Origin of the sequence: Legionella sp. D16C41 (assembly GCF_048541585.1) — a bacterium.
In the GTDB taxonomy this organism is placed as follows: domain Bacteria; phylum Pseudomonadota; class Gammaproteobacteria; order Legionellales; family Legionellaceae; genus Legionella_C.
In genome coordinates this window covers 3,070,590-3,089,648 of sequence record NZ_CP183303.1, presented here as the reverse complement: position 1 = coordinate 3,089,648, position 19,059 = coordinate 3,070,590, and the positions used below count along the sequence as shown (strand labels likewise).

The following is a 19,059-nucleotide window of genomic DNA, read 5'->3' as shown; positions in this document are numbered from 1 at the left end:
ATCCTTGAAGGAAAATTCCTGTCCCAACTGTAAGATTTTCGCTACCTCTAGTTAATTTAATTACTATTTAACTGCGTTTATCAAGAGGCTATTGATTAATAACGCTTAAAATTTAATTAAAAAAGGTAGTAAGCGTTTTAAAGTGTAGATAACTTGCAGCAACTAAAGGTATTGGCGATAATACCACGCATTCTTATTATTAATACAGATCTTATGGCTATCAGAAAAATTCTTTACTTACCCGATGCCTGTTTAAGGCAAGTTGCAAAACCTGTAGAAAAATTTGATGAGCAATTACATCAACTAATCGAAGATATGTTTGATACGATGTACGATGCTGATGGGGTAGGCCTTGCAGCCCCCCAGATTGGGGTTAGCCTGCGTTTATCTGTCATAGATATTAAAGGTGATAAAAAAGAGCAGCTCGTTTTAGCGAATCCAGAAATTATCGCCTCTGAAGGCGTTGCTGATTATCAAGAAGGTTGTTTGTCAGTGCCAGGCGCTTACGACACCGTTAAACGAGCTAAGAAAGTAACCATTCGGGCTCAAGATCGTTTCGGTAAATTTTATGAGATGAGCGGTGAAGGCGTGCTAGGTGAATGTTTTCAACATGAAATTGATCATTTAAATGGTAAATTGTTTGTAGATCTTCTTTCTCCCTTAAAGCGCGCTATGGCGAGAAGAAAGCTTGATAAATTTAAACGTCACATGCAGGCACGTAATAAGTAATGACTAATCTAAGAATTGCCTTTGCAGGTACACCTGAATTTGGCCTACCTTGCCTTGAAGCGTTATTTAACTCTAACCATCAATTGGTAGCTATCTATACCCAGCCTGATAGGCCTGCTGGACGAGGAAGAAAATTACAGCCATCAGCTGTAAAAGAATGGGCTTTAAAACATGGATTACCCGTTTATCAGCCGGTTAATTTTCGTAATCCCGAAGAGGTTGCTAGATTAGCAGCGCTTGAACTGGATTTACTTATAGTTATTGCCTATGGCTTAATTTTACCAAAAAGTGTTTTGTCTATACCGCGTTTAGGCTGTGTTAATGTGCATGCCTCTTTATTGCCGCGTTGGCGAGGCGCTTCTCCTATTCAGCAAGCTATTTTACATGGTGATGAATATTCCGGCGTAACAATTATGCAAATGGATGTCGGCATGGACACCGGCCAGATATTGAGTAAAGTACAGTATAAACTTAAACCTGCAGAGACTGCTGCTTCCTTACATGACAAATTAGCCCAATTAGCTGTAGCGCCCTTACTAGATACGCTTAGTGCTTTAGCCAAAGGCTATAGTGAGCCTGTAGCTCAAGATGAAAGACTAGTGACTTATGCTGGAAAGATTAATAAACAAGATGCGTTAATTTTTTGGGATCAGAAAGCAACTAAAATCGATAGTCAGATACGGGCCTATAACCCTTGGCCTATTGCCTATACCCATGCTGATGCGGAAGTAGTACGTATTCATCAAGCAGAGATTGAAGCAACCACCTATACACTACCCCCAGGAACTATAGTTGCTATTGATAAACAGGGTATTTTAGTGGCAACGAGTGAGCAATCTTTGCGTATTCAACGCTTGCAGTTTGCAGGTGGGAAAATTTTATCTGTAGCTGATTGGCTTAATTCTGGGCGCACACAACTTAAAATTGGTCAGATTCTTCAATAGACTGCTTTCCAAACCGTCATTGAGGAGATAAGGTCAGTTGAATAACGTAGCGAAAAAGTGCACTAAGTATAGGCATTTTGCAGTGTTTTATTCAACTGAGATTGGCCGTCAATGGCAATTTGGAAAGAAGTCTTATGAGTAATCCACGTTTAGAAGCTTTACATGTTTTATTAAAATTATTAAAAAATAAAACATCTTTAATGCAATTATTGCAAGACAATGTAGAACAAGCGCCCTTAACAAAAGCAATTTGCTTTGGCGTTTGCCGTTATTATTATCGACTAGAAGCGATAGCCAATCATTTACTTAATAAAAAACCTAAGCAACTAGATTTGTGGCTAACTGTATTAATAGGACTTTATCAATTACAGTTTTTAGATAAGCCGGAATATGCTGTAGTACAAGAAACGGTAGCTTTACTTGATAAGATAAAAAAAGGATGGGCAAAAGGATTAGTCAATGCCGTACTGCGCCGTTTTTGTCGGGAAAAGAACGAAATTTTAACTAGCTTAGCAGAACAAGAAAACTTTAAGTTTAATCATCCCAAATGGTTTATTAATCAACTTAAAAAAGATTGGCCCAAAGAATGGCAAATGATTTTATTAAATAATGATGTTCACCCACCAATGAGTCTAAGAGTTAACCAAAGACATGTTGATAGAGATACTTATTTAAAGCGTCTGCAAGCAAGTGGTTTAAATGCTAAGCCTCTCGTTTATTCGTCAGTAGGGGTTGGACTAGATGAACCTTGTGATGTACAAGCTTTACCGGGTTTTATAGAAGGCGATGTCGCAGTACAGGATGAAGCGGCACAACTCGCTGCAGTTTTGCTTGAGCTTAAACCTGGATTGCGGGTGTTAGATGCATGTGCCGCACCTGGTGGGAAAACATGCCATATTTTAGAAACTGAGCCTCAATTAACAGAATGTATTGCACTAGATGTTGATGCTAGGCGCTTAGAGCGCGTACGTGATAACCTACGTAGACTACATCTTAAGGCTACTATTTGCCAAGGCGATGTACTTAACCCTGCCAGTTGGTGGGATGGTCAACTGTTTGATCGTATTTTACTTGATGCACCTTGCTCGGCAACTGGTGTAATAAGGAGACATCCTGATATTAAGTTGTTACGCACACTAGATGAAATTAAGACAGTTGTTAAATTGCAACAAGCCTTATTACAACAGATTTGGCCTTTGTTAAAGGCTGGTGGAGTTTTAGTTTATGTTACCTGCTCGGTATTAAAAGAAGAAAATACTAACCAAATAGCAAATTTTCTAGCAAAACAAAAAGATGTTTTTTATAGTATGGAAGAACAGCCTTGGGGAATAGCAACTGCTTATGGTTATCAACTTCTACCAGGCTTAAATAATTGTGATGGCTTTTTTTATAGTGTATTGAGAAAGGGAAATCATGTCATTTAATTGGCCAACTATACTCTTTTTATTTTTTTTAGCGTTTCCTGGGGTTTATATTGTCATCCCCAGGTTAATTCATTTATTGCTTCCGCATAATAGTAAAGAGTTAAAAAGCCGCTTTACACGTATTATGACGGTGCAAACATTAATAATGGTTTTATTAATGAGTGCAGCAGGAAGTGTTTTATCTTTGGCAACCGGCCTTGGCGATCCTGTTTTAACAGCCCTTTTACAAGGGCAATCTGTTTTTGCCTCAATTGAAATCCTACCGGTTTTAATTGCTACTATCTTTGGACTTATTTTATTTCTCTTTCTTTATTATGGTATTGCTAGCAAGGTTCTTGATCCCAAAACGCTAACTGTTATGAAAACCCTACGCAGTACATTTGGGATTGATGGCTGTTTATTATATGGTAGCGTCGTTGAAGAAATTTTAGCACGTTGGGGTTTGATTAATGTCATTACTTTTTTTGCTTTTTTATATACTGGTGATAAACAGCCGGTAGTTATTTGGACTGCAATTATTATTAGTGGATTAATGGTAGCTATTGGGCATCTACCAGCTTTTATTGCCGCTGGCTGTTTAACATCTAGACGTTTTATTTATATAATGCTAGTACTGCACCTGACACAAGCTCTTATTTTTGGTTGGATTTTTTGGCACTATGGTTTGTTATTGGCTATTTTTTCGCATATGCTTTTCTATTTAGGTTGGTATTTCTATGATAGAGCTTAAATGACTACAATTTACAAAATCTTACCTATTGAAGCTCTGCAAAGAGGCAGTTATCAACCTAGGCTTCATTTTGATGAGCAATCTTTACAAGAATTAGCGCATTCTATTCAAACTCAAGGTTTAATCGAACCCTTAATAGTTAGAGAGATCATAGCGAATCGTTATGAAATTATGGCAGGTGAGCGGCGATGGCGCGCTGCTAAACTTGCTAAGCTTACTGAGGTCCCATGTTTAGTGGGTAATTACACTGATAAGCAAGCAGCAGCCCTTACCTTGGTTGAAAATATTCAACGCGAAGAATTAAATTTAATTGAAGAAGCACAAGGTTACCGTCGTTTATACAATGAATTTAATTTTCAACAAGATGAAATAGCCATTTTAGTCAGCAAATCTCGTAGTCATATTGCCAATATTCTAAGATTGCTCACTTTAAGCTATAACATACAAGAAAATATTATTTCTGGTAAGCTAACCTTTGGCCATGCACGTTTGCTAGTAGGACTTGACCCAGCATTACAAGAACAGCTAGCCGAGCAAGCTATTGCTAAAGAGTGGTCGGTGCGCACTCTAGAAGCTCAAGTTAAGGGACTAAAAAAGCCAAATAAAGATAAAACTGATTTTAATTTAGACATCCATTATCTAGAGAATAAATTAGCGGAACAAGTGGGCGCGCCTGTACAAATAGTTACTCACAGTACAGGTGGCTGGTTACAAATTAAATTTTTTGATAATGATACCTTAGCAGGCCTTCTGGAGCGAATGGGCTTAAGATATGATTAGGTAATAATTTATTTAATAAAGGATAGCTAACTAATGAAAAGGATTTTCACGCAAGTAGCTTTATGGTTAAGCCCAACCCTCTTATATGCCAGTATTCAGGCTGGTGCTGATAAGTTAATTAATCAAATTGATCCCAAAATTAATATGGGTATAGAGGTAGTTGATCTCACCACCGGCGTGACCTTATACCAACGAAATGCCACCAACACATTTATACCAGCCAGTAATATGAAGTTGTTTTCAGATGCGGCAGCGCTAATGGTGCTTGGGCCAGATTACCGCTTTAAAAATAAGTTAAGTGTTAATTCCTCACAGATTCAGCAAGGTGTATTAAAGGGTAATCTTTATCTGCATCTACCAGGTGATCCTTCTTTTAGTCGAGACCGTTTAAAAGAATTAATGACTGCTTTAGGTAACTGGAAGATTAACCGTATACAAGGTAACGTTATTATTGATAGCAGTCATGCAGGGGTTGATCCCTATGCACCAGGTTGGTTGACGGAAGATTTAGCCTACAGCTATGGCGCGCCTTTAGCTCCCGTTATGATTGATGCTAATCGCATGGTTGTTACCGTTAACCCTGCTGATAAGCCAGGTTTGCTAGCAATTGTTGAAGTAGAAGATGACAGTCGCAGTATTGTACTTAATAATCAGGTTACCACTAAAGATAAAGCAGCCTCTTGTGGCGTTAGCTTTGTTATGGATCAAGATAATCATTTAAATGTGCATGGCTGTATTGGAATTGGCCAGTGGGCAATTCAACAAAAAATGGCTATCCGCAATCCATTGCTCTACGCGCAAGGTTTAATAAAGCAGCAATTACTACGTAATAATATTATACTCGATGGGCAGGTGCTATTAGGAAAAGCGCCAACCGGTACGTTATTAATTGCAACTGATAATTCAAAACCCATCGCACAGTTATTGGCAGATACTTTAAAACCTTCTGATAATTTATATGCTGATAGTTTATTTTTGCATGCTGCAGATAAGTTAAATAGCGCACCTGTTAATTGGTCAGACGCGCAGACTATTATTAAGCAGTTTTTACAACAGCAAACTGGAATTATGCTTAAACAAGCTATCTTAACTGATGGTTCTGGATTATCGCGTTATGATTTGTTAACTCCAAATCAAACGGTTAGCTTGCTACGTTTTCTTTTTGATCGTTTTCCCCTAGCGTATGAATATATTGCTGCTCTACCGGTGTCAGGTCGAGATGGTACATTACAAAAAAGATTTAAAAAGCCTAATCAGCAAGATTTAGTTCGTGCTAAAACAGGAACAATGCGAGGCATTATTAGCTTATCGGGTTATTTGTATACCGCCAATGCTCATACCTTGGCCTTCGCTATTTACGTTAACACACGTCGTGGCACAAACCCTTCAGTTTCTGGCCGTTATCGCTATCTAGTCGATGCCTTATGCACCTATTTTTTACAGCAAAAACCTAATAATAATATTTTTGCTAAAGCCTTTACGCCGCAAACTAGGATTAAGTACCAACAAAATCCAACTCAAGCTGAGCAGCAGCGTGGTAGTCAGGCTAAATGGCGCCGCCTTGAATCAGTTATTAAACAAGCATTAAGAGGCCAGCCGGTAACAGTAATTTATCGCAATAATGAACTAATTCTACAAGATAACCAAGGTGATATTGGTCATGTGTTAGCAGTTTTGCAAGCTACGCGTAAAAAATATCCGTTTTCCATTGCCCTAACTTCTAAATCTCTGCCGGCGGTCAGCGGTAAAAATTTATTTTTATGGATTGAATCTACTCTTCTGCCACCAAAGACACAGCGTATATGGACTATACGAGAGGCGGTCAGCTAAGTTAAAACTTAAGAGATGATAGGAGCTCACTGAAGGACGGTATTAGATTAAGTTGTCAGATTAGGGCTAATAGCCCTTAAGTGAGAAAATTAGTTAGTTTATTTTAAAATTTAGGTCTTTTCACCTATATTGCGCGGCTTTTTTGCAGACTCTAACTTCGCGCTTTTATCTGGATTCCGCGGACAAGCCGCGGAACGTAGGCAGGAAGTAAGGAAAAGTACTTGGACTGACCTACAATTACTACAAATTTTAGTGCGTAGTTTTTAAATTAAATTTATGAATTAGGCCTTTTAAGCTACCAAATACAGGTGGTGTTACTGCAACTGCCATCAAAGAATAGTCTTTATTGGTATAGATGCAACCCCACATACCTTTATCTTCTTCAGGGCCTGCCATTAAGGTTAAGCTTGGTAGCGCTTTATTAGCTTGGTTTATAGCGTCACGTGCATTTTTAGCTTCAATTGGTGTAACTACTAACGTCCATTTATTAGCCGTTTCAAAGCTATTGCTTGGTTGATAAGCAGCCCAATTATTTCCTTCAACAGCTACCGCATCGCTTACACCAACCGCGGCAAATGCTTTGACGCTAGGACAAGCAGCTGGTTTATCTGAGGTTAGAGCAAATACTGAATGAGACACTAAAAGTGGTAGGGCAAAAACTAATTTTTGAAACTTCATCGATAAAACTCCTTATATTGACTTCCATAAGTGAAGCTATGAGCATTTAATTTACAGCGTAGAAATGGTATGTAAACTGAGCCTATCCTGTCAATAGATTTTTAAGGTAAATAATTAGTGAAACTTATGTTTTAATGCTTTAAATCAAGGCTCAGAAGTAACTTGTATATCAAACTTAATTACAAATTTTAATGCACAGTTTTTAAATTAAATTTATGAATAAAACTTTTTAAATCCCCCAATAAAGGTGGTGTTATTGCATCAGCTATCAACGAATAATCATTACTGGCATAGACACATCCCCATCCGCCCTTAACTTCCTCAGGGCCCGCTATTAAATTTAAGCTAGGAAGGGCTTTATTGGCCTGATTTATCGCGTCACGAGCATTCGTAGCTTCAATTGATGTAACAATCAAGGTCCATTTATTAGTAGTTTCAAAGCTATTACTTGGCTGATAAGCTACCCAGCTGCCTGCGTCATTTTCGGTCACACTTATAGCATCACTTACGCCAATGGCAGCCAATGCTTCTACACTAGGACAAGTAGTTGGTTTATCTGAGGTTAGAGCAAATATTGAATGAGAAACTAAAAGGGGTAGGGCAAAAACTAATTTTTGAAACTTCATCAAAAGACTCCTTATATGGACTTTTATAATAAACTAGCGGGTTCATTTTATAATGCACAAACACTATGTAAACTAGTTTTATGCTTAAGATGAAATAAGGGTAGCGAATGGCACTAAATTAAGGTATTGGCAATAATTATGAGCAAGCTCAGCTAATATTCTTTAAAACGATAAAGGTAAAAATTTAACTAGTTTAGATTAAGTAATGACAATGAAAAATAGCTTTATCATAGCTTTTTACTATATTTGAATAGATATAATCAGTAGGAATTTAGATGAAAGAGAATAGATTTCATTATGGTGATGTAGAGCTAAATGTTATGGAGGGGCCCAAGCGGGGCGCTCCTATTTTACTTTTGCACGGCGCAACTAAAAACTGGCAAGCGTTTCTGCCTTTAATTGATGAGCTTTCTTACTATTTGCATGTATTAGCTATAGATTTTCGTGGCCATGGTAAATCAAAACACATGCCAGGCGCTTATAAATTAAAAGATTATTTAGCTGACACTCACTGCTTCATCCACGACTATATCAAACAACCCACTATTATTTTAGGGCATTCTCTAGGGGGAATGATAGGGCTAATGACTGCTGCTTATTATCCTAAACTAGTACGCGCGCTAATTATGATTGATGCTCCGCTAACCACAGCTGCGTTACAAAAATTAATTACAGAGCAGGGCGAATTTGCTAATCATTTAATTCAATGGCTTAAAGTTAGCCGGCTAATAAATATCCCATTTAGTAATATTCCAATTCCAGACAGCCTAAGTCAATGCGACCCAGACATGCTACACGCTATGATTAATGATTTCGATGCGACCTTTCACCAGTATAGTATTGATGAGTTATTTCCTAAAATTAAGTGCCCGCTTTTAGTTATTCGTGGTAACCCTGCTATTGGCAGCTTAGTGAAAGACAGTGAAATTGAACAAGTTAAAAAACATGTACCCAATCTTACAGAACTTAAGCTACCTTATGTTGGCCACTCACCCATGGGCCAAGAAAGACGGGCTATTTTAAGTGCAATAGGGGATTTTTTAGGTAAAAATCCTTTGTAAAAAGATTGTAAAAATTGTTGTTTAAATAGAAAAATAATACTTTCGTAAGGTAGTAACTGTAGAATATATATATGCTAAGTTTTATTTAATCCATATGCCATTTTCAAGTAGTTTAACTGAAGACCTTGCTAAATATAACATGAAAAAGAGTCGCTCTATCGATAATAATGATGTTGATAAGGTTAAACATGATTTTTTTAAGCAGATTAAAGATCTATTAGATAAAGATGGATTAACGGTTGACAGTTTAACTAACGAGCTGGAAAACCTTGTTACACAAATAACTGAGTGGAACAAATTATTTTATCAAGGCTGGTCTGATGAAGCGTCTAGTAAAAGCCATGCGGCGCAATTAGTTAGGTGCTTATATGCTGAATTAGGTGTATTTTTTAGTGATAAAGACTTTGATAGTTTAATTTGTGAGCGCAAGCTAAAAATACCTGAAAAAAATTCTCCCTTCTCTGCAAACTTAAGTACCGAACTTGATACATACCTTGAAGAGAAACAAGCTAAACTAAAGAAGAAGCAATCTGACGTTGATACAGTTAAATATGATTTTTTTAAACAGATTCAAAAGCTAAGGAATAAGAGAGAATTAACTGTTGCCCGTTTAACTGAAGAGTTGCATAAGAATATCGATGTTAAATCTCAACGTGATAAGTTATTTTATCGAGGCCTACCTTGGGGGTCATCTAATAATAGCCATGCAGCCCAATTAATTAGGAGCTTATATGCTGAATTAGGTGTATCTTTTACTGATGCGGGGTTTGATAGTTTAATTTATAAAGGCGAGTTAAGAAATGCTGACGAAACTGTACCCTTTTATTATGAACTTTGGTCACAAAATAAATTTTTACCCATTAGAACTGCACGCTTTGAACGAGAATTAAAAGGTTATTTAGTTTTACCAGAGCCAACTCGAGATGTGTCTTTAGCTGAAGCATTATATGAAGAAGCGAATAAGCACTCCAGTAATGTAAATCCTGATAACAAAGAAGAAAAAAGCATAAATCAATATATTTCTTTTGAAGAAGCGCTTTTTTCAAGACACTTGAATTTTAAAGACTTTTTAACTGTAAAGCTTACTTCAATTTTAGAGAAAACACCTAATTATTTACCTTTTTTAATAGATAAACTTTATAAGGAACATATTAGCAAAGCTAGTAGTGAAGTTAAAAAAAAGTGGTTACAAGCTCTTGCCGAAATTGCTGCTGAAGATTCTCGCCTGTGCACTTTGATTATTGATGTAAATATAGAATGCGCTATTGATTTAATTAACATACATCCGAAACTTTTTTTCGATATGTCGCAGTCAATGCAACAAGCTGTGTTGACTCGGTTAAGAAAAGAGCTCTCTAAAGAGAATGAGTCTTCTATAGACTATGCATTGATTTTAATTAAAGTAAATCCTAAGTTCTTTTCTATGTATCTATCAGAGTCAATGCAAACAAAGGTTCAGAATTATTTAATAGCTGATCAGTCGATAGAGTTTGAGAAAACAAAAAATGAAATTTCTAAGCTTATTAATAACGGCTCACTAGCAGCCAACTCTATTGAAGGTAATAGCGATGCAAGCGAAACAGATAGGCAGGAATTAGAGTGGTTGAAAATATATAATGGTAACCCAAATACCGAAACTAAAGCAGCAAAAGAAAGACTAGCTCAAATTATTTTTGACCGCCTTTGGAATCGAAAATCTCATGGGTTAAGCAATATAAGGGAAGCAACTAAAAGCGATAGAGAAAAGGAAGCAGAAACGATAACCAAACAAGCTAAACGCTTGATCCAAGACTATCTAAATTTAGCACCTAATAGTTATAAGACTGAGTTTTTTGAAAACCTTTGGAAGCGAATCTCTGATGAAGGCTTTACCTTAGAGATTCTTCAGAACGAATTAGACAAGAAGGATAAAAAGCAACTATTTAAAACGTACATTAGTATGCATTCACGTAGCCAAGAGTTAATAGAAAGCTTATATACTTTAGTTAGTAAAAAACCTTTACAGCCTGAACAACGCGATGAGTTAGCTGAAAAAGGCCTATTACCTATATTACCAGAAGTTGAACCATCTCCTGCTGATGAAGAATACTTAGACCCAGCCCAAAGCAATGTAAGAAGAGAAATTAAAAGTTACATAGCTAGCGATAGAGCAAGAGAAACTGCTGTTATAAAGAAAACTATAAGTAACAAGGCTATGAATTTAATCAAGAATTATCTAGATTCAGATCCTAGCAGTTATAAAGCGAATTTTTTTAAAAAACTTCAAGTGCGGATTGTTAAAGAAGGTTTTACATTGGCGATTCTCCAGCAGGAATTAAATAATACAGATAAAAAGCAATTATTTAAAACATATATTAGTAAGTCTTCACATAGTAAAGACTTAATAGTTAATTTATATGAATTAATTAGTGGTAAACAGTTAACAGATCTAGAGCGCGAAACTTTGACTAATGATGGGAAATTACCCACATTACCAGAAGTTGAGTCACCTTCTGACGAAAATTATTTAAAAGATAAATTACATCACTTACTTAACCACCCAGAAGAAGCAAAATACTCTAAAGTTGGCCGTGCATTCGAAAAAGAATTCCATCACCTACAATCTATTTATCGCCTAGATCAACATGAACGCGTTTATTCGCAAAATCGTGCGGAAGCGCTTTATCAAGCATATATAATTGCAAAAGGGATCAAGTCAGCTAAGGAAAAATCACAACTACAACCTCTAATTTTTGACCCACAAGGCCATGTATTAATTACTACAGAATTAAAAATTCAAGAGCTACATGAAATTTTAAATGAAATAATTAAACCTGCTAGCGCTCAATTTAATAACGAACAAGAATATCTAAATGCACTTGCTCAAATTTTAGGTAACCCTGTTACTAAAAAAACATTTTGTAGCTTAGATATTATGAATGATTCAGATTTAAAAAAAGCCTTCTACGCTAAATTAGATATAAAGGATGAGGCGCGGGAGCAGGAGCCAGATCCTGGGTCAAAGAATGAAAGAGTTTCATTAGCTAAGTTTTACAAGCAAGAAGAATTAGTAGGTTCACGTAACAGTATTATTCCTCTACAAGAAGAATTAAGTATGCATTTGAATCTATGTTTTAATACGTTGCAAAAGAAAGCAAAGGGACATGAAATTAGGCTTGAGGATTATGAATATGTTTTGTCTGAGGTGATTGCTAAAATTAATACTCGTGTTTTGGAAGCTTTTAAAACAGCTTATGAAAATACAAAGCCGCCTTACAAACTTAATTCGCCAGATGGAAATGATGAGTTTTTTAGTAATTTAAATAAAAGATTAGATAAGGAGCGCTTAAATCTAGCTCAAGAAGCCCGGGCGTTGTTAGCCGAGAAATTAAAATCTCGGCTTAAGTTATTTGATAAACTAAACGCTTTTCAGAAAGCTTTAGAGTCTCTTACTGACCATGACTTTACGAGTACTCCGGCAACGGAGTGTGACTATTTACATACTGATATTCAAAATGAAACAGTAGCTAGAATTAATGCTACTGGACACACTGCGCATGATAAGAAGACTGGCCCAGCTAATCAGGCTTTGCGCTTAATTAATCGTAATCATCTTAGCTCGGCTGAAAATGGAGATACGCCAATTGTTACACCTTATTTTAGTTTTACCCAAGAAGCACGCGTACCTTCTCTGGCTGTATTTAGTGAAGAACGCACCACGGCAATTAATGATGTAAAGAGCAAGTTAAGACATGGTTATCAGTTATTAACCGCTAAAAATCCACAAATTAATGGGCCTATTATTTATAATCTTCTAACTTCTTTATATACAGAAGCTTATGATAAAACCATTGAAAGTAATAATAAACAAAGACAAAGTGCTGAGTATATTTTACTAGGTGCCCATGGCTTTAATCGAGAGCAAATTTTAGCAGGTAGACCAGAACAATTAGTTTATGTCCAAAATATTCCAGTAAATCAGCATACCAGAAAACTTGATTATCATGATTCTGATGATGTGACTGCAGAAGCAGCACTTATGACGGATTTATCTTTATTAACGACTTTTAACCAATATAGTGCTTTATTTCCCTTAGAAGTAGCTATGGAAATAAGTGAGTTTTGTGAAAGCGCACAAGCATCCTATGTTCGATTTTTATCTAAAAATAAAGAAGGCTATTTTAAAGATTCTATTGAAGGTAAGAATTTAATAAAGCAACTTGATAACAAGAAAGCTTTTTGGGCCATGTTTGTCAAATTGCAGCCTGCCGACTTAAGCATGGAAAGTCTAGCACTACATACGTTATTTAAACTAATGATTTCAAATGATTACCATGATCCACAATTTGGTATGTTGGCTCAAACGCTTTCTGTTTTTCTGGAACCTATCTCGGAAGCAGGTTGTAAGAGTGCTAATGAGCGTTATCAAGGCGTATCTGGCCGCGTGGATATATTAAAAAGTACTAGCGAAAAGAAAGAGCTTAATCTTGATCAACAAGCTTTACAAAATTCTTTACGAGCTTATGCTTCAAGTCAAGCAACAGCAAGTGACGTCCAGAAACATTTAGATATTGTTTATAATAAATATAATTTATATGGTGTGGCTAAATCATTAGGTTTTGAAGATCAAGGGGCTGCAGCAAAAGTTAAAGCGGCCAGAAATCGATTTTTCGATAAAGGTTATATTTTTGATCCATTCGATACAAATGTTGCAGAAACTGCCTATTTGACTCGACTACAACAAGGTTGTGCAGGAGATATGCAGTCACATAAGGCTAAGTTAGCGGAAAAGTTTAGAAGTTTATTTGCATCAGAAGAGCTTGCTAGCAGACCTATTTTCAATTAAAATCTTTTGATTAAAAGCCTTTCCGGTCCAGGGAAAGGCTTTTGTAAAACTAGATTAATATCTTTTTTATTCAGAATAGTCTTTCTTACTGCGGCTACCTCCTTTCTTATCTGTTTGACTTAAACTTTTGTGGCCGCGTGATTGCGTTGAGTGACGATGATCCGCTTGCTGACCACCCCTTTTTCCAGCTGCACTTAAAGATTCATGTCCGCGAGTTTCAGCTGCTTTTTTACCGCCCTGAGTTGTTCCAGTCATATTAATTCTCCTTAAGTTTTACTAATTAAAATTCACCTGATGTCAAAATTATTTTGACATTTATTGCAAACATCAATTGTTAATAATTAACTTAACATAAATGACATGTATGTCAACACCTTAATTAAATTTTTTAATTAACGGTGGCAAAAAATAAAAGACATATTATGTATTATAAATGGTGATAAGTTTTTGACAGGGCTTAAATAATAGAGCTAGTTGTAATAAATCAGGATAAGCGAGCTTTTAATGGCGTAAACTTAAGTTTTTCCTTCTCCCAGTACCGGGAGAAGGTGCTCACAGAACGGATGAGGGTAGATAAAAAGGCAAAACCTTATTAGATCATCCCTCATCCGGTGCTTTGCACCACCTTCTCCCCGCAGGGGAGAAGGGAAAACTTGTTCTGACAGCTAGGCCTAAGATCTAATCTACATAAAACTTAAGTTGCCGCCATTAGGTGTTCTCTTACAGCTATTTAGATTTTAAAATAATCTCTGCATTAAAGAGGTTTAATTCGAGTCGTCGTTACATTTTCAGGTCTCTCGTCAACCACTGTTACGTAATGATAGGGCGGTGGCGTTACCACAACTTCTCGATAATCAATGACTTCTGAATTATAGAAACCACAGGCAGTGAGAAAAATTATTGGCAGTAGAGCTATCCATTTCATGGGGTTATCTCCATTAATTCCTTTTATAAATTGTAGTTTAGCTGGAGTATGTCAGCAATGAGTATTTCGCTTGTAAGAAGATATAATTTCCTTTTCTGTAATCGCAAATGTTAAATTTACTTGTCAGGGCTAAACTCCATTCACTATACTGGCAACCCGAGCTAGCTAATAATAGTAATTCATTTAAATTATGGTAAAACAGGTATAGCTATTATCTATAGTAATCGTTCACAAAGTATTTTCGAAACAGCGTGAATGTTTAATGGTGTTAACTTAAGAATTAGTCATTTCCGTGCAGGCAGGAATCTATCTTACTACTTGCATTAGGCCTACATAAAATTGATTCAGGCCTATGCGAGAATAACAGAGATGTTCTTAGTAGACGCCATTAGGTGAGCATTACCATTTATTAGCTTAAGGACGTAAAAGATTGATTTTTTCAAAACTGATTTATGTACACAAAGTTTTTTAACCAAGTGTAGGAAAATAACTAAGGAATTTTTTGGAAAAATTAAACTACAGGGTGTAAACATGTTAGATAGAGCAAGTGTAGTTAATGAGCAGTTTATTCAACGTGTTAAGGAAGGCAGTTTTCCTAGTGCAAAAAGTAAAACTACGCTGCTTGCAGCAGGCCTAGATAAAAAAATAGCTGTTGACTTATTTGATTCACAAATTAAATCACGTTTATTAGATATCATCGCTCGTGAACTTAAAGAAAAAGGTTTATCTTTTTATACTATTGGCAGCAGTGGCCATGAAGGAAATGCAGCAGTTGCTTATGCTTTCCGCCATACGGATATGGCTTTCTTGCATTATCGCAGTGGTGCTTTTTATCTCCAGCGTGCCAAGCAGCTTGCTAGTTGTGATGGTGTACATGATATTCTTCTGTCACTGGTTGCCTCAGCTCATGATCCTATTTCAGGCGGACGCCATAAGGTATTTGGCAGTGTTGCATTGACTATCCCGCCACAAACCTCAACCATCGCTTCACACTTGCCAAAAGCCCTAGGTACAGCGGTATCTATTACTCGTGCAAAGGAATTAAAGATAAATAGTAAGCTTTTAGCTGATTCAGTTATCTTATGCTCTTTTGGGGATGCATCTACTAATCATGCTTCTGCGCAGACTACCTTGAATGCTTGTGCTTGGCTTGCATCGCAAAATTATCCTCTTCCTCTTGTTTTTATCTGTGAAGATAATGGTATTGGTATTTCAGTACCTACACCGCCTAATTGGATTGAGCTTTCAATTAAGCAGAGGCCAGGATTAAATTATATCGCTTGTGATGGACTAAATATCGCTGATGTTTACTTAAAATCGCTACAAGCAGCGCACCTAGCGCGAGTTAAAAAGCAACCTGTATTTTTACATTTTAAATGTGCACGGTTATTAGGCCATGCAGGCTCTGATATTGAGTCGCAATATTTAAATCAAGCCACAATTGAAGCTACTGAAGCACAAGATCCTTTATTACATACCGCAAGAATGCTTTATGAAGAAGGCTTAATGAGCTTGGAATCAATAATAGAGCTTTACCAAACTAACCGCTCCCTAATTGAAGCTAAGGCATTGGAAGTAATTCGTTTACCTAAGTTAAACAGTGCTGCGGAAATTATGGCCTCTCTTCTACCAAGAAAGAATAATCATGGTGTTTATTTGCCTGCCTCTGAATCAAAGCGCAAAGAAGTGTTTGGTGGTGCTTATAATCAATTAGCTATGAAGCGTAATTTATCACAACATATTAACTTTGCCCTTACTGATTTGATGTTGCAATATTCTAATATGCTTATCTTTGGTGAGGATGTAGGAAAAAAAGGTGGTGTTTATCGCGTTACTGCTGATTTACAAAAGCGCTTTGGTCAGCGGCGCGTATTTGATACGCTCTTAGACGAGACAACTATTTTAGGTAGCGCCATTGGTTTTGCCCATAATGGTTTTCTACCTGTTCCTGAAATTCAGTTTTTAGCTTATTTACATAACGCTGAAGATCAATTACGTGGTGAAGCCGCTACCTTGTCTTTTTTTTCGTCAGGACAATATCAAAATCCTATGGTTATTCGAATTGCCTCTTTAGCTTATCAAAAAGGTTTTGGCGGGCATTTTCATAATGATAATTCTATTGCTGTTTTAAGGGATTTACCAGGCGTCCTTGTTGCTTGCCCTTCAAATGGTCCTGATGCTGCCAAGTTATTACGTACGTGTTTACGCCTAGCTCATGAAGAAGGGCGAGTGGTAGTTTTTTTAGAACCTATTGCTTTATATATGACTAAGGACTTACATAAACCAGGTGATAATGGTTGGTTATTTGACTACCCGCCAACAAACGAAACAATAGAATTAGGTGAAGTAGGCGTCATAGGTGAAGGAGATACGGTGATCTTTACTTATGGAAATGGCTTTTATTTATCCCTGCAGGCAGCTAAGCTTTTAGAAGAAGAACATAATATTGCTGTGAAAGTAATTGATTTGCGGTGGTTAAATCCCTTGCCTGCAGAGGCTATTCTCCGTGAAGCAGCTAATGCAAAAAAGGTCCTCATTGTTGATGAGGGACGAAGAAGTGCTTCTATAAGTGAAGGATTAATTACTTTATTAGTTGAGCAGGCAGCACCTAATCTAATAATAAAGCGGCTAACAGGCGAAGATTGTTTTATTCCATTAGGCAATGCTTGGCAGTACTTATTACCCAGTCGCGATTCTATTATCGCGTCAATCTTAGCATTACACTCGGCGAAAGGAGAGAAAAAGCGTGGACGATCTGTTGTTTCTTGATGAGCAGTTACAAGATGATGAGCGATTAATTAGAGAAAGTGTTACTCGCTTTGTAAGTAACGATGTAATACCTTTAATGGCTGATGCTTTTGAAAAAGGAGAGTTTCCTCGTGAACTTATTCAAAAGTCAGCCGATTTAGGCCTATTGGGCTTAACCTTACCAGCAGAATATGGTGGGGCTGGCGCTTCCTATGTTGCTTATGGCTTAGTTTGTCAAGAATTAGAGCGTGGTGATAGTGGTCTGCGTAGTTTTGTCTCTGTGCAAAGCTCATTGTGTATGTATCCTATTTTTCGCTATGGTAATGAGGAACAAAAGAAACGTTTTCTGCCTGCTATGGCTAGTGGTGAGATCATTGGCTGTTTTGGTTTAACAGAACCTGATTCAGGCTCTGATCCAGGTAGCATGCGTACTTACGCGAAAAAAGTTTCCGGCGGTTGGCGGTTAAATGGCGCTAAAATGTGGATTACCAATGCACCTATTGCCGATATTGCTATTGTTTGGGCAAAAACGGATGAGGGGATTCGTGGCTTTATTGTTGAGCAAAATGCTAAAGGATTTACCCGTCCTGAAATTAAGCATAAGATGTCTTTGCGGGCTTCTATCACCGGTGAGCTTGTTTTTGAAGACGTGTTTGTCCCTGACGAAAATCTATTGGCTGGAACCCACAAAGGTTTAGGCGCAGCTTTAAGTTGTTTAAGTCAAGCTCGCTATGGTATTGCCTGGGGTGCTATGGGTGCTGCTATGGCTTGCTTTGATATAACACGTGACTATTTATTAGAACGCAAACAATTTGATAAGCCACTTGCCTCTTTTCAGCTAGTACAGGCTGAATTAGCTCAAATGTATAGCGAAATTGTTAAAGCCCAATGTTTAAATCTGCAAATTGGTCGCTTAAAAGATGAAGGACGAGAAACACCTGTCATGATTTCTCTAGCTAAACGCAATGGTTGCCGGGAAGCCCTAAATATTGCTCGTAAATGCCGCAATCTTTTAGGTGGTAATGGAATTAGTTTAGAATATCATGTAATTCGTCATATGCTCAATTTAGAGTCTGTCTTTACTTATGAAGGTACCGATAATGTTCACACCTTAGTATTAGGCCGTCACATCACGGGTATTAATGCTTTTGGTTAATGCTACGCCGGACTAGTTTAAACTAATCCGGTCATTACTCTATTAAGTTGAATTTAAAGAGATTTTGCTTTTTCTGTCTAATGAGGCGTTAGAGAAACCATTAATTAAGCTATTGTATTAAATTTTATCAATTTCCTTATAAAAGCGATATAATTATACTATTAGTATTTTATTTGGTTATAGATATGGCAAAGATTGAAAAGAACGATAAAACAAGTAGTACACAGGCAGGAAAAGCATTTAAAAAAAGGTATAAAGATAATAAAAATAATAAAGATGATAAGGAAGCACTGATGCCCAATCTGCATTTAGATAAATTGACAGTTGATCCACTAAGGCCTATGGAGGGCGCAGCTGAATTGGCAGAAAAAGTAAAAAATGATCTTGCTCTTGCCGGGACCAGCAATGAGTTGAACCAAAATCAATTTCGTGGTGCAGAAATGGGTAATTTGTTAGGTGATGGCGTTCCTGGTTATGAAACCACGGGCGAGGAGCATCCCATTGATGAAGTTGAGAACCAAATTGAAGCACAAAATCCACGTAGTAAATAACTTAAGTGGATTGTGATAATAATGCTAAATTAACCTTGCAAAAACCTAATAA

Annotated in this window: 15 protein-coding genes; 11 read left to right on the top strand and 4 right to left on the bottom strand. The window is 36.9% G+C overall.

What is annotated here, in order from left to right; all coding sequences use genetic code 11:
* The first annotated feature begins 213 nt into the window (after positions 1-213).
* The 6 genes from def (at position 214) to dacB (ending at position 6,437) form a co-directional block, all read left to right on the top strand.
* Positions 214-729 (top strand): peptide deformylase, encoded by a 516-nt coding sequence (def, locus tag ACNVED_RS13420; protein ID WP_419421200.1) that lies wholly within the window; start codon positions 214-216, stop codon positions 727-729.
* Complete coding sequence (gene fmt / locus ACNVED_RS13415) at positions 729-1,673, top strand: methionyl-tRNA formyltransferase (RefSeq protein WP_419419494.1); 945 nt, start codon at positions 729-731, stop codon at positions 1,671-1,673. The genes def and fmt overlap by 1 nt, the downstream gene beginning before the upstream one ends.
* A 134-nt stretch (positions 1,674-1,807) precedes the next feature.
* A complete protein-coding gene (gene rsmB, locus ACNVED_RS13410; protein WP_419419493.1) occupies positions 1,808-3,097 on the top strand; it encodes a 16S rRNA (cytosine(967)-C(5))-methyltransferase RsmB in 1,290 nt (429 codons plus the stop codon).
* The gene (locus ACNVED_RS13405; RefSeq protein WP_419419492.1) at positions 3,087-3,827 is read left to right on the top strand and encodes a CPBP family intramembrane glutamate endopeptidase; all 741 of its coding nucleotides are present in this window, start codon (positions 3,087-3,089) and stop codon (positions 3,825-3,827) included. The genes rsmB and ACNVED_RS13405 overlap by 11 nt, the downstream gene beginning before the upstream one ends.
* The gene (locus tag ACNVED_RS13400; RefSeq protein WP_419419491.1) at positions 3,828-4,607 is read left to right on the top strand and encodes a ParB/RepB/Spo0J family partition protein; all 780 of its coding nucleotides are present in this window, start codon (positions 3,828-3,830) and stop codon (positions 4,605-4,607) included.
* A gap of 33 nt (positions 4,608-4,640) precedes the next feature.
* On the top strand, positions 4,641-6,437 hold the full coding sequence (dacB, locus tag ACNVED_RS13395) for a D-alanyl-D-alanine carboxypeptidase/D-alanyl-D-alanine-endopeptidase (protein ID WP_419419490.1): 1,797 nt from the start codon (positions 4,641-4,643) through the stop codon (positions 6,435-6,437).
* A 249-nt stretch (positions 6,438-6,686) separates the two neighbouring features.
* Here dacB and ACNVED_RS13390 read toward each other — a convergent pair whose 3' ends face one another.
* Both ACNVED_RS13390 and ACNVED_RS13385 read right to left on the bottom strand, forming a co-directional pair.
* Positions 6,687-7,115, bottom strand: a complete 429-nt coding sequence (locus ACNVED_RS13390) for a DUF4949 domain-containing protein (RefSeq protein ID WP_419419489.1) — start codon at positions 7,113-7,115, stop codon at positions 6,687-6,689.
* 188 nt (positions 7,116-7,303) lie between these two features.
* On the bottom strand, positions 7,304-7,741 hold the full coding sequence (locus tag ACNVED_RS13385; RefSeq protein WP_419419488.1) for a DUF4949 domain-containing protein: 438 nt from the start codon (positions 7,739-7,741) through the stop codon (positions 7,304-7,306).
* A 275-nt stretch (positions 7,742-8,016) separates the two neighbouring features.
* Here ACNVED_RS13385 and ACNVED_RS13380 point away from each other — a divergent pair, with 275 nt between their 5' ends.
* Positions 8,017-8,802: an alpha/beta fold hydrolase gene (locus ACNVED_RS13380; RefSeq protein ID WP_419419487.1), complete on the top strand. Its 786-nt coding sequence runs from the start codon at positions 8,017-8,019 to the stop codon at positions 8,800-8,802.
* Positions 8,803-8,896: 94 nt separating this feature from the next.
* Complete coding sequence (locus tag ACNVED_RS13375) at positions 8,897-13,627, top strand: hypothetical protein (protein WP_419419486.1); 4,731 nt, start codon at positions 8,897-8,899, stop codon at positions 13,625-13,627.
* A 66-nt stretch (positions 13,628-13,693) separates the two neighbouring features.
* Here ACNVED_RS13375 and ACNVED_RS13370 read toward each other — a convergent pair whose 3' ends face one another.
* Both ACNVED_RS13370 and ACNVED_RS13365 read right to left on the bottom strand, forming a co-directional pair.
* A complete protein-coding gene (locus ACNVED_RS13370; protein WP_419419485.1) occupies positions 13,694-13,882 on the bottom strand; it encodes a hypothetical protein in 189 nt (62 codons plus the stop codon).
* 499 nt (positions 13,883-14,381) lie between these two features.
* Entirely contained in the window at positions 14,382-14,552 is a 171-nt protein-coding gene (locus tag ACNVED_RS13365) for a hypothetical protein (RefSeq protein WP_419419484.1), read from the bottom strand.
* A gap of 531 nt (positions 14,553-15,083) precedes the next feature.
* Between ACNVED_RS13365 and ACNVED_RS13360 the strand changes: the two genes are divergently transcribed.
* The 3 genes from ACNVED_RS13360 (at position 15,084) to ACNVED_RS13350 (ending at position 19,007) form a co-directional block, all read left to right on the top strand.
* Positions 15,084-17,321, top strand: coding sequence for a thiamine pyrophosphate-dependent enzyme (locus ACNVED_RS13360; protein ID WP_419419483.1), 2,238 nt, complete (start codon positions 15,084-15,086; stop codon positions 17,319-17,321).
* A complete protein-coding gene (locus tag ACNVED_RS13355; RefSeq protein ID WP_419419482.1) occupies positions 17,299-18,456 on the top strand; it encodes an acyl-CoA dehydrogenase family protein in 1,158 nt (385 codons plus the stop codon). Before ACNVED_RS13360 ends, ACNVED_RS13355 begins: the two co-directional genes overlap by 23 nt.
* Before the next feature lie 185 nt (positions 18,457-18,641).
* Positions 18,642-19,007 (top strand): hypothetical protein, encoded by a 366-nt coding sequence (locus tag ACNVED_RS13350; protein WP_419419481.1) that lies wholly within the window; start codon positions 18,642-18,644, stop codon positions 19,005-19,007.
* Positions 19,008-19,059 lie beyond the last annotated feature (52 nt).